The organism is Bradyrhizobium sp. (assembly GCF_017881085.1).
Lineage (GTDB): Bacteria > Pseudomonadota > Alphaproteobacteria > Rhizobiales > Xanthobacteraceae > Bradyrhizobium.
This window is the reverse complement of record NZ_JADGRI010000182.1, coordinates 1-11,031: the sequence shown is the minus strand read 5'-3', so window position 1 is coordinate 11,031 and position 11,031 is coordinate 1. Positions and strand designations below refer to the sequence as shown.

The following is an 11,031-nucleotide window of genomic DNA, read 5'->3' as shown; positions in this document are numbered from 1 at the left end:
TTAGGAAACCGTCGCTCTATCCGGCTGAGCTACGGGACCGGAGGCCCCGCCCAGACGTGCGGGTGCCCGGGCGTTAAATAGCAGAGCGCGCGCATGATCGCCAGCCTCCGATCGGTCCTTTTGCCTGAAGGCGATAGACGTGGCACGGACAGCAAATCCTGGGCAAAATGGCTTTCGGACAAATTTGCCGTCACAGGCCTTCGCGCGGATTTGGCGCACCCATGGGGAACGGCGAAACCGAAGAAGTGACGGCGCTGGGAGGCTTCTTTCCGGCACTGGGTTCGGCCGACCAGTCCATCGACGATGTCGTCGACGTCGCCGGCCTTCGCAACAACGCAAAAGAGCGCGGCGAAGATTTGCGAACGGGACGTATCACGTCGTCAATTGTTCCGATACGGCATGGCGCTTCACGAATAGAGCTTGCGGGTGGTGGCGCTTTTTTCGGTGGCGGCGGGGCCGCGGAAGGTGCCGAACACGCCGTCGAGCGCCGGGTTGCTGACGCCGAACCAGTGCTTCTCGCTGATGAAATGATGGCGCAAATGATACTGCTTGATCCAGCGGCCAAGCCGGGTCCGCGGCTGGTAGGGGATGTGGGCGACGTAATGCACCCATTCATAGTGCAGGATCGCCAGCATCATCCCGAGCAGCGCGGACAAGGCGGCCTCCCACCCGAACACCAGCGCGAACAGCCCCCAGGCGACGGCGAGGTTGGGTACCAGGAACCAGATCGGCAGAAACAACAGATCAAGCCGGTTCGGCTCGACATGATGGTCGTAATGCAGGCGGTGCTGCAGCCTGCGCGCCAGCGGCGATGACAGCGGGGCTGCGTGAAAGGCGAAGCGGTGCATGCCGTATTCGCTGAGATAGAACAGCAGCGCGCCGATCAGGATCATCACGGGCTGCAGCGCGACGACGCCGAATAGCCCGAGCATGATTTCAGCCGCCGCGCCCACGAGCAGCGCCGCGACGCTGCCATGACGAAGAAATACCAGAAGCATTCGGCTTCCCTTCAAAAACCCAACCCCTCCGCGCGACCAGGGCCCTTTGCGGCTTCAATTGAGCTGAAGCGGCAGGAAACACCATTCGCCTTGGTTAGGAAACCCCTCAGAAATTATAGTCGATGAACAGCTCGTTGGTCGGGGCGTCAAACCCAACCCCCTGCGGCAGGGGTCCAGCCTCCGCATTGGGACCCTCCTTCTTCACCGCGACCTGATCGCTGCGGGCCAGTTTTCCCTTCATCTGGGTGCTCAGCGCCTGCATCAGCGGTTCGCGTGGCACTTCGTTATAGGCTTTTATCTGGGTCGAACACATGCAGGCGCAGCCCGGCCGCAGCATCGCGGCAACCGCGTCCTTCGGTGTCGCGTTCCTGCTGCCGTGGTGGCCGACCTTGTAGAAGTCGATATTCTTCAGGATGTCCGTTGCCTGCTTGGTCATTTCAGTATGGCCGGGCGTTCCGAAGGCGCCGCCGTATAGAAAGTTTTCCCAGTTGCCCCATTGGGCGTCGCCGGCGAACAGCAGATTCCTGCCGCCGAAGCTGAACAGGATGACGAGGCTCTGGTTGTTGAGGGTCTTGTCGGCCGCCAGCGCCCGCGCCGCCAGCACGTCCGGCCGGACGCTGTCGATCAACGCCTTGACCTTGGTGTCTGCAAAAAACTTGAAGGCATGGGCGGGATAGCTCTCGGCCTGAAACGCATTCGAAAACGTCTTCGCGGGCTCGTCATCTTCCTGCATGGCGTCCGCGAGATATTGGTCGGCCGTATTGGTCATCTGCGCGATCAGCTTGACATCCCCGGGGGGCCCGAGGATTTGCGCGGAAAGGCCGGCATCGATGAGAGCCTGTGGCAGATTCGGCAGGTCGCCGGCCTTGTAATAGTCGTGCGCCGGCTTGTTGGCGAATCCGTTTTGCAGGACATCCAGCGCCGTTTGGTTGCTGGAGCCGCCGCTCGCGGCCATGCCGCCGGTGATGTTCTGCGCCATGGCGACAAACGGGTCCCTCGGACCACGCACCGCCAGTTGCAGCGAAAGCTGGCTCGCCAGCGCCGTAAGCTTGGTTTGTATGTTGATCGCGTTTTTATCGCCCGGGTCTTCGAACCAGGGCATCCAGACCCGATCGACGGTGATCTGCCTGAAGGCGTCGCTGCACTTGGCGAAGCCGGAGATATGGTCCGCATGCCGATGCGTCATGATAACCAGCGAGAGGTGCTTTCCGCAATCCGCGGACATCTGCTCGACCGCATCCCCGATGCTGCCGAGGTCGACGGCATGCACCCCGCAGTCGATCAGAATATGCTTCTCGTCCTTGCCGTTCCGTACCGTCAGCAGAAAGAAGTCGCCGAAGCCGACGCGATACATGCGCACCCGCAGCGTCTTTGCACCGCCGGGCGACGCACCGTTGCCGGAACCGCCCGTCCCCGGCGCGGTTCTCGACGGCTTTTTGCCCGCAGTCTTCGCGGTCTTGGCGGCGCGTTGCCCGGTCTTCCTGGCGACCGTCTTTTTCGCGGCGGACGCTACCTTCTTTGCGGCTGCCATTTTTCAAACTCCTGCGTGCAACAGACCAAAGTTGATTTGGAAGCGCTTGCCGTCCTCAGCGCTACCGGGATGCTCGGCTACCTGTCCGGTGGAGAGATAATAATTCCGCACCCGATCCTCCCGCGGCTGGGACCACAGCTTCGGGATCACGAATCGAACTCTCGGCGGCGGCCGGGTGGCGCCGTCCGGCGGATCCTGCGCGATCAACAGGGTGACGCCGTTGCGCATCGGGAACTTGCCGGGGTTGGTCGCGCCGAAATCCTTTTCGACGGTCTGGACCAACTCGACTACCATGTTGACGTAGAGGCGGCCGTCCTGCCCGGTTTGGAACATCGGATGAAACGAGGGCGCTGCGATCGGCTCCGGATCGCGAAAGCCGAGCAGCTTCGCATTCTTCTTGGCAAAAGCGCGAAGCACTCTGCCGTTGGTGTCTTTCTCCTCGGTGGTCAGTCCGTTCGGATCGCCGAATAGCAGCCCGTCGACCTCGAGCGCCTGGCGCTTGACCTTTGGCCAAAACAGCGAGTCCTCCGAAAACGAAGCGGCGTCGTCCGCGACAATGCCGCGCAGCCGGAATGCCTGCATGAACGCATCGCGCACGCCGTCGGGATCGTCAGGATGAAAATCCAGGTCGGCGGTCAGGACGGCTCGCAGGAAATCGCCGAAGGTGATGTCGACCGGAGGGCAATAGTCGAGCGCGCGGGCGCAGATGACGAAGAACTGATCCGCGGTCCGGCTGGCTTCGGCCGCCAGCCGCTCGGCCAGGGGGACCGCAAGGTCGTCCTTGTCCAGGGTTCCACCGCCGGCGCGGAAGATGCGGAAGAGATCGAAGGTTCGCCGCGTATAGACCGTAAAATACGCGTCGAAAACTGCCGAGACCAGGATCGAGCCGCGGTCATGCGGTTCTGTCTTGATGTTGATGTCGTTGGAATCGACGGGTGTCCCGAGCGCGCTGCGCAGGCTGGACCGCATGCCGGAAGCCTCGCCGAACTGCTGGGCGAGGGCGACCAGGGGATTTGGAGCGGCCAGCTGGGCCTGAATGATGGCCGGGCCGGAATCGGTCTGCACATTTGCGCTCAGTTGCTGATTGAACAGCCTGCCACCGGTCTTGCGCAGCGTATCCAGCAGTACTTCCTTGTGGGCAAAATGAACAAACAGCGCCGCCAGATCGGCAAAGGCTTCATGAAATGCCGGGACGTCGATGTTGGTCGGCTCCATGAAATATTCGCGGATCCCGTCGACGATCGCATGCGTCGTTTCATGCGCAATGATGTCGTGCGACAGGCAGGTGTAGACCGTCTGGCCAGGCAGATTGCGCCCGGGGTCGGTGCGGCTGGCCTTGAAATAGCCGAACACGATGCCGTGCACGGCGGGATTGTAGAACGCATTGGCCTGGCACATCGCGTGCGGGAAAAGATTGAGGCACCTGGAAGCCGCGGCCTGCTGCTCGGTCGTGGTATCGGGCGTGTGCGCGATTTGCCGCCAGTGAATGCGCCGGCCCAGAGCGGCTTCGAACCGCTGCAAGGTTTCGCTGGCCACCGCGTAGACCATCTGCTGGTGAAACCGTGGATCGGTGTCGCTCGGCGCAAGGCCTCCCATGATCAACAATTTGGGGTCGTCGAGGTCGACGGGCAGGTAGTAGGTCCGGTTGGTGCCGTCATAGTCGATGACCGCGAATCTCTCCCCCACCGGTCCGGGCTGAAGTTTCTCGTAACGGACCTGCGTCGTCATGTAGTTGCCGACGAACTTGCCGAGGCTCGGGTCGAACGCATAGACCTTCAGCGGACGCCAGTCCGGCCAGGGCAGTTCTGCCGATGAGAAGATATCGTCGTCCGGGCTGTTCGAAGCCGGTGCATTCGGCGCCGATCTGGCCGAAGCCGCCGCACTCGGAGACGGCGCTTTCGATTCCGCCAATCCCTCACAAACAAATTGCGATTGCATGGCTATTTTCCCTTATATCTATTTCTGCACAATACTGCCCGCGATCCGTCGGTCTGACACGGAGTCTGAAATTCGCTTGGTCCAATATGATGTCGCCACCCGCGTCAGGTCGGCATACGCTATCTTAGCGTGTATCGACGTCAAATTCACGTCAAAAATGCCGGGCATAGTTGCGATTCCGGGGGTGACAGCCACAACGATAATGGCGACAATCAGCGGTGGCGGAAATTGCGTCGCGTAGAACCAGTGTTGAGAGTTGTGTTGTGGGGAAGACCTGCGCGATGGCGCCGCCCGGATCCGTATTGATGATTACCGCGTTCGCAGCCTGCGCGGCGCTGATGCCGCTGCGTGCGCAGGCGCAGTGGTGGTCGCGCGCGCCGGCCGATTTCGAGGAATGCGCCGACAAGGCCGAGAGAGCGGCGACGAAGGCAGAAAAGTCGTCGCAGCTCGCCGAATGCAACGCGAAATTCGCAGGCCGGCGGAAGCTCGGCGGCGGCTACACCTATTTCGATTTCATGCAGAACCGGAGCTTCGATATCGCGGGCCCGAATCCCACGCCCGAGGAACAGAAGAAGATCGACGAGCAATATACCCGCTTCCTCGACCAGGAGCGGCAGAACCGCGTCGCGGCCGAATCCAGGGCGAAGCAGCAATTGCTGCAGCCCGCTTCGTTGCGAAGCGAGAAGGTGCCGCTGCCGGTCGTGGCGCCCAACAGGCAAGCGGCTGCGACAAGCGAGGTCAAGCCGCGTCCGAAGGCCACCGGTTGCGCGCAGCATTCGTTCTCCTGCGACTGGCCCCGGCTTTCGGAAAGCCTCAACGGTTTGAAGAAGCTGTTCGGCGCCTCGCCGGCCAAGCCGAAACGCGGGTGACCGTTTTCGTCATTCCGGCGCGAGGCGAAGCCTCGAACCCGGAATGACGGTGTCTCATCGGTCCGCGATGTCGGATGGTTCACCGACGCCGCCAGGAGAAGCGGCCGCATCGGGAAGTGCGCCGGCATCAATCCGGTCAGTAATGTGCGGTGTTGTGAATCCGCCTGCCATGGTGCCGGGGCGGCCGCGGATCGGGCGCGATCGGTTGATAAACCGGCGGCGCATCATAGATCCGCGCCGCACGCTGCTCCTGCAGCCTGGCGTCATAGCCGGGCGATGGCGTCACGGTCGGCGGCGCGGCGCTTGCCGGCACCGTAAGGGCCCGGCCGCCGGCAACCGCGACGATGGCAATGACGGAAGCTGCATGGATTCGTTTCATATGTTTTCTTCCGGCACGTCTTTCCTCCCGGCGCGGCCGCGACCGATGCGCGTTGCCACGCGAACCAAATTCGTCCTTTAACATTGCCTTTTCAAGGCAACAGCGCGTGAGCAACGCCGTTATAGCCGAATCTGCTCGCGTCAGCCGAGCTGCGCCGGCGTCCCCTTGCCTTGTAACGGTCATGGCGCGCCGTTATGTTTTGTCCTGCGGGGCAGCATTCGGGAGGAGACGACCATGGGCTTACTCGATGTACTCAACGGAATGCAGAACGGCCCGCGCGGTTCGAGCAATCCAAGCGCGCAATCCGGCGGAGGAATGTCGCCCTTGACCATGGCGATCCTCGGACTGCTCGCCTGGAAGGCGGTCAAGCATTTCAGCGGCAATCAGCCAGGCGCAAGCCCGGCACCGGCGCCATCGCCGGGCACTCCCTCTGGCGGCGGCGTGGCCGGAGGTGGTGGTCTTGGCGACCTGCTGAAGGGCGGATTGGGCGGCCTGCTCGCGGGCGGCGCCGCCGGTAGCGTGATCAGCGGCGGGCTCGGCGACCTGCTCAAGCAGCTGCAGCAGGGCGGCCAGGGCGACGCCGCCAATTCATGGGTCAGCAACGGCCCCAACAAGCAGATTTCGCCCGGCGATCTCGCCAGCGCGCTCGGCGCCGATCAGCTCAATGCGCTCTCCGCGCAGAGCGGCCTGTCGCGCGAGGAACTGCTCTCCGGCCTCAGCCAGCATTTGCCCGACGTGATCAACCATTTGACGCCGGACGGACGGCTGCCGACCGAAAATGAATTGTCGGGGCGGATCTGAGATCAGGCGACATCGACATTTGAACTTCGGTTTTTTGAAAAGGACGACTGCGATGATACACATCATTATTGTCGGCTTCATCGCGGGGATTCTCGCCCGGCTGCTCTCGCCCGGCCCGAACAATCCCAGCGGATTCATCCTGACCACCGTGCTCGGCATCGCCGGCGCGTTTCTGGCGACCTTCATCGGCCAGGCCATGGGCCATTACGCGCCGGATCAGGGCGCCGGCTACATCACCTCGACCATCGGCGCGCTGGTGGTGCTGTTCATTTGGAACAGGCTGGTGGCGAGGGGCGCGATTTCCGATCCCGGCGCGAGATGACTGCTCATAATCTTACGAAATCAAGTGCAGCCCGGCGTCCATCCGCACCAGTTCGCCGGTCATATTGCTCGACGCCGGCGTGGCGAGAAAGCATACGAGTTGCGCGATATCGTCGGCGCTCGAGGCAACCTTGAGCGGCACCTTCGCGATCACGCTGTCGCGCACCTGCCTGGCGCCCTCCTCGCCGCGGCCCTTGGTGAACCAGGGCGTGTCGATATAGCCGGGGCAGACGGTGTTGACGCGGATCAGCGGCGCCAGCGCGCGCGCCAGCGAGAAGGTGATGGTGTTCAGCGCGCCCTTGCTCGCGGCATAGGCGATCGAGGAACCGATGCCGCTGATGCCGGCGACCGAGGAGACGTTGACCACGGCCGAAGCGCGCCCCGACGCGTTGGCGCCGGCTTCCAGCAGGCCTCGCGCCGCGCGCACCATCTGGAACGGGCCGATGGTGTTGACGCCGAACAGCCGCTGAAAATCCTCCGCCGACAATCCGTCGAGATTGCCGTGCGCCATATGCTTGGTTGTGCCGGCATTGTTGATGAGCGCGTCGAGGCGTCCCCAGGGCGCGGCTGCCGCGACGATCTTCCTGCAATCCTCGTCGCGCGAGACGTCGCCCTGTACCACGACCACCTCGCCGCCGGCGCTGCGGCAGAGATCGGCGGTCTGTTCGGCTTCCTTCTTGCTGGACGAATAATTGACGACGATGCGCGCGCCACCCTTGGCCAGAATGGCCGCGGTCGCCGCCCCCAGGCCGGACGCTGAACCCGTTACAATCGCGCACAATCCATCCCCAGACATCCGCATTTCCTTTTTGTGTTTTTGGCTGACCGCTCACGGCGATCTACCATATCGCGCGGCAAATCGCCTGCAAATCGGCAAAACTCCGCCTGCCGGAATTAATCATTCCAGCAGACGACGCTTGATGTCGCCTCTCATGTCGCCCCCGCAGGGGCGCCTGCGGACATCGCCGCTTGTCATGACTGTGGCTTTTCCTCATCATGCGGCGCAAGAAACGATCGCACCCGTGGCCTCGGCAATGAGCCGGGCGAGACGTGCCCAATGAAGGACGAGGAACGCTGTGGCGGAGAGTGAGAACATTGTCGCGGAGACCGCGGAGAAGATATTCTCCGATCTCGCCGACGCCCAAACCATCAACAGCGACAAGGAGGGCGCCTGGAAAGCGCCGCTGTGGCAGGCGCTGACCGAAGCCGGCCTGCCGCTGGCGTGGGTGCCTGAGGATTGCGGCGGTTCCGGCGCCAGCCTGGCCGAAGGTTTTAGCGTATTGAGCGCGGCTGGGCGGTTTGCGATCGCGGTGCCGCTTGCGGAAACCATGCTGGCCGGCTGGCTGCTGGCGCAGGCGAAAATCTCCTCGCCCGAAGGCGCCATGACGCCCGCTCCAGCGAGCCCGAAGGACCGCATCGCGCTCAATGCCGACGGAACCCTGTCCGGCCGCGCGCGCGGCGTTCCCTTCGCCAGGGACGCCAGACATGTCGCGGTGCTGGCGCACGGCGCGGGCGGCCTCTCGATCGCGCTGGTGGACATGACAAAATGCCAGATCGAGGCTGGCCTCAATCTGGCGAACGACGGCAACGACACCGTGACGTTGTCCAATGTCGCGCCGATCACCATCAAGCCGGCGCCAAAGGGTTTCGACCAGACCCAGCTGATGCTGATGGGCGGGGTGGCGCGCAGCCTGCAGATCGCGGGCAGCCTGGAATCGATGCTGGAGGTCAGCGTGCGCTATTCCAACGAGCGCGTCGCCTTCGAGAAGAAGATCTCGAAATTCCAGGCGGTGCAGCACAATCTGGCAAAACTCGCCGGCGAGTCGGCGGCGGCGCTGGCCGCGGCAACCTCGGCCGCGGACGCCATCGCAAACAGCACCTCGTTCAACGACGAAGTGTTCCTCGAGGCGGTATCGGCAAAAATCCGCTGTGCGGAAGCCGCCGAAAAGGGCGCGGCGATCGCCCATCAGGTACACGGCGCGATCGGCTTCACGATCGAGCACATCCTGCATCGCTACACCCTGCGCGCGCTCGCCTGGCGCGACGATTTCGGCTCCGAGAGCTACTGGGCCGTCGAACTCGGCAAGATGGTCGCCGCGCGCGGCGCCGATGAACTGTGGCCGCTGGTCGCCTCGCGCTGATCCGGCGGGAAATTACGAAAGTCGAGATTTGACATGACCGCAGCCCTTCGTTTCGATCCGATCCGCCTGCCGCCCGAATGCGAAAAACTGCGCAAGGAAGTGCGCGCGTTTCTCGCCGACGAGATCGCGGCCGGCACCTTCAACCCGTTCCAGCCCAATCGCGAAGACGCCGATGCCAGGGAGTTTTGCCGCCGGGTCGGCGAGCGCGGCTGGATCGGCATGACATGGCCGAAGAAATATGGCGGCCACGAGCGCTCCTTCCTCGAGCGTTATGTGGTGACCGAGGAGATGCGCGTCGCCAACGCGCCGACGCGGCGCTTCTTCGTCGCCGACCGCCAGAGTGGTCCGGTGCTTTTGAAATACGCCCCCGAGCGCATCAAGTCGGACATCCTGCCGCGCATCTGCCGCGGCGAGGTCTGCTTTGCGATCGGCATGAGCGAGCCAAATTCGGGCTCCGACCTGTTCGCGGCCAGGACCAAGGCGACCAAGACCGACGGCGGCTGGCTGATCAACGGCACCAAGATATGGACCTCGTCAGCGCATATCGCCGACTACATGATTGCGATCTTCCGCACCTCACCGTCGACGAAAGAGAACCGCCGCCACGGCCTCACGCAATTTCTGGTCGACATGAAGACGCCGGGCATCAAGGTCAATCCGATCGGCCAGATCACCGGACAATTCGAATTCAACGAGGTGGTGTTCACCGACGCCTTCATGCCCGACGATCACGTGCTCGGCGAAATCGACGGCGCCTGGAAACAGGCGACGAGCGAACTCGCCTACGAGCGCTCGGGGCCGGAGCGCTTCCTCGAAACCTATTACGTGCTCACCGAACTCGTCCGCGCGGTCGGCAAGAATCCCGATACCCGCAGCGCCGAAGGCATCGGACGGCTGGTGGCGCAGCTACACACCATGCGGCGAATGTCGGTCTCGGTCGCGGGGATGCTGCAGGCCGGCAAGGAGCCGGTGGTGGAGGCCTCCATCGTCAAGGACATCGGCACGGTCTGGGAGCAGCAATTGCCGCACCGGGTGCGCGACCTCGCCGCCTTCGTCGACGAGAACGTGAGCAACCACGAAACGCTGGAAAAACAATTGTCATTCGCGATCAAGACCGCGCCGAAACTGACGATCCAGGGCGGCACCACCGAGGTGCTGCGCGGCATCATCGCGCGCGGGCTTGGCTTGCGCTGACCGCGCGGGCTTGGGTTGCGCTAATTCAACGAGGAAACCTCATGAGCAAATATACGGATATCGGCGTCGAGAAGCACGGCCATGTTGGCCTCATTGAAATCCAGCGGCCGCCATTGAACTTCTTCGATATCTCGCTGATCAACCAGATCGCCGATGCGCTGGAGGAATTCGACCAGGATATCGAAATCCGCGCTTCGGTGCTCGCCGCGCAAGGCAAGGCATTCTGCGCCGGCGCCAATTTCAGCGATCCGGCGCGGCAGGCGCAGGAGGCGCGCGAGGCCCAAGGAAAGGCCCAGGGAAAGGCGCAAGGCGATCCCGCCGACAGCCTCGGCTCGATCAACAGTCTCTATCTGCATGCGGTGCGCATCTTCCGCGCCAAAAAGCCGATTGTGGCCGCCGTGCATGGCGCGGCCATCGGCGGCGGATTGGGTTTGGCAGTGTCCGCCGATTTCCGCGTCACCTGCCCCGAGGCGCGTTTCTCCGCCAATTTCACCAAGCTCGGCTTTCATCCGGGTTTCGGCTTGACGACGACGCTGCCCGAACTGGTCGGCAAGAACAACGCCGAGCTGATCTTCTACACCAGCCGCCGCGTCACCGGCGAGGAAGCCACCCGGATGGGGCTCGCCAATGTCTGCGTGCCGCAGGATCAGGTGCGGGCCGAGGCCATGAAGCTCGCGCAGGAAATCGCTGAATGCTCCCCGCTCGGCCTGCTCTCGACCCGCGCCACCATGCGCGCCGGCCTCGCCGACCGCGTCCTCGCCGCGACCAACCACGAACTCGCCGAACAGTCGCGGCTGCGCGCCACCGAGGATTTCAAGGAAGGCGTCAAGGCCACCGCCGAACGCCGCGTGGCGAATTT

11 protein-coding genes are annotated in these 11,031 nt (G+C 63.3%); 6 read left to right on the top strand and 5 right to left on the bottom strand.

Annotation, left to right across the window (positions count from 1 at the left end):
* Positions 1 to 407 precede the first annotated feature (407 nt).
* The 3 genes from QZ213_RS17395 to QZ213_RS17385 all read right to left on the bottom strand — a co-directional run bounded on the left by QZ213_RS17395 (position 408) and on the right by QZ213_RS17385 (position 4,467).
* On the bottom strand, positions 408 to 998 hold the full coding sequence (locus QZ213_RS17395; protein WP_291687328.1) for a sterol desaturase family protein: 591 nt from the start codon (positions 996 to 998) through the stop codon (positions 408 to 410).
* Positions 999 to 1,104: 106 nt separating this feature from the next.
* On the bottom strand, positions 1,105 to 2,529 hold the full coding sequence (locus QZ213_RS17390; protein WP_291687327.1) for an MBL fold metallo-hydrolase: 1,425 nt from the start codon (positions 2,527 to 2,529) through the stop codon (positions 1,105 to 1,107).
* Positions 2,530 to 2,532: 3 nt separating this feature from the next.
* Positions 2,533 to 4,467, bottom strand: coding sequence for a peptidase M4 (locus QZ213_RS17385; protein ID WP_291687326.1), 1,935 nt, complete (start codon positions 4,465 to 4,467; stop codon positions 2,533 to 2,535).
* A gap of 305 nt (positions 4,468 to 4,772) precedes the next feature.
* On the opposite strand from QZ213_RS17385, the gene QZ213_RS17380 reads away from it, so the two are divergent.
* Positions 4,773 to 5,336 (top strand): hypothetical protein, encoded by a 564-nt coding sequence (locus QZ213_RS17380; protein WP_291687325.1) that lies wholly within the window; start codon positions 4,773 to 4,775, stop codon positions 5,334 to 5,336.
* 136 nt (positions 5,337 to 5,472) lie between these two features.
* Here QZ213_RS17380 and QZ213_RS17375 read toward each other — a convergent pair whose 3' ends face one another.
* Positions 5,473 to 5,715: a hypothetical protein gene (locus tag QZ213_RS17375; RefSeq protein WP_291687324.1), complete on the bottom strand. Its 243-nt coding sequence runs from the start codon at positions 5,713 to 5,715 to the stop codon at positions 5,473 to 5,475.
* Between the two features lie 234 nt (positions 5,716 to 5,949).
* On the opposite strand from QZ213_RS17375, the gene QZ213_RS17370 reads away from it, so the two are divergent.
* Positions 5,950 to 6,516 carry a YidB family protein gene (locus tag QZ213_RS17370; protein WP_291687323.1) on the top strand — a complete coding sequence of 189 codons (567 nt, stop codon included), beginning with the start codon at positions 5,950 to 5,952 and terminating at the stop codon, positions 6,514 to 6,516.
* Between the two features lie 52 nt (positions 6,517 to 6,568).
* Entirely contained in the window at positions 6,569 to 6,838 is a 270-nt protein-coding gene (locus tag QZ213_RS17365; protein WP_291687322.1) for a GlsB/YeaQ/YmgE family stress response membrane protein, read from the top strand.
* 12 nt (positions 6,839 to 6,850) lie between these two features.
* Here QZ213_RS17365 and QZ213_RS17360 read toward each other — a convergent pair whose 3' ends face one another.
* The gene (locus QZ213_RS17360) at positions 6,851 to 7,633 is read right to left on the bottom strand and encodes an SDR family oxidoreductase (RefSeq protein ID WP_291687321.1); all 783 of its coding nucleotides are present in this window, start codon (positions 7,631 to 7,633) and stop codon (positions 6,851 to 6,853) included.
* Between the two features lie 280 nt (positions 7,634 to 7,913).
* On the opposite strand from QZ213_RS17360, the gene QZ213_RS17355 reads away from it, so the two are divergent.
* From QZ213_RS17355 to QZ213_RS17345, 3 genes are all read left to right on the top strand, one after another.
* Positions 7,914 to 8,978, top strand: a complete 1,065-nt coding sequence (locus QZ213_RS17355; RefSeq protein ID WP_291687320.1) for an acyl-CoA dehydrogenase family protein — start codon at positions 7,914 to 7,916, stop codon at positions 8,976 to 8,978.
* A 33-nt stretch (positions 8,979 to 9,011) separates the two neighbouring features.
* Positions 9,012 to 10,172 carry an acyl-CoA dehydrogenase family protein gene (locus QZ213_RS17350; RefSeq protein ID WP_291687319.1) on the top strand — a complete coding sequence of 387 codons (1,161 nt, stop codon included), beginning with the start codon at positions 9,012 to 9,014 and terminating at the stop codon, positions 10,170 to 10,172.
* Between the two features lie 41 nt (positions 10,173 to 10,213).
* Positions 10,214 to 11,031 (top strand): enoyl-CoA hydratase/isomerase family protein (locus tag QZ213_RS17345; protein WP_291687318.1); only part of this gene is annotated, 818 nt, incomplete at its 3' end.

Bases quoted from the DNA above. Each gene is read 5' to 3' on its own strand.
- QZ213_RS17370 (WP_291687323.1), top strand. From the start codon at position 5,950: ATGGGCTTACTCGATGTACTCAACGGAATGCAGAACGGCCCGCGCGGT.
- QZ213_RS17390 (WP_291687327.1), bottom strand. From the start codon at position 2,529: ATGGCAGCCGCAAAGAAGGTAGCGTCCGCCGCGAAAAAGACGGTCGCC.
- QZ213_RS17365 (WP_291687322.1), top strand. From the start codon at position 6,569: ATGATACACATCATTATTGTCGGCTTCATCGCGGGGATTCTCGCCCGG.
- QZ213_RS17385 (WP_291687326.1), bottom strand. From the start codon at position 4,467: ATGCAATCGCAATTTGTTTGTGAGGGATTGGCGGAATCGAAAGCGCCG.
- QZ213_RS17375 (WP_291687324.1), bottom strand. From the start codon at position 5,715: ATGAAACGAATCCATGCAGCTTCCGTCATTGCCATCGTCGCGGTTGCC.
- QZ213_RS17350 (WP_291687319.1), top strand. From the start codon at position 9,012: ATGACCGCAGCCCTTCGTTTCGATCCGATCCGCCTGCCGCCCGAATGC.
- QZ213_RS17395 (WP_291687328.1), bottom strand. From the start codon at position 998: ATGCTTCTGGTATTTCTTCGTCATGGCAGCGTCGCGGCGCTGCTCGTG.
- QZ213_RS17360 (WP_291687321.1), bottom strand. From the start codon at position 7,633: ATGTCTGGGGATGGATTGTGCGCGATTGTAACGGGTTCAGCGTCCGGC.
- QZ213_RS17380 (WP_291687325.1), top strand. From the start codon at position 4,773: ATGATTACCGCGTTCGCAGCCTGCGCGGCGCTGATGCCGCTGCGTGCG.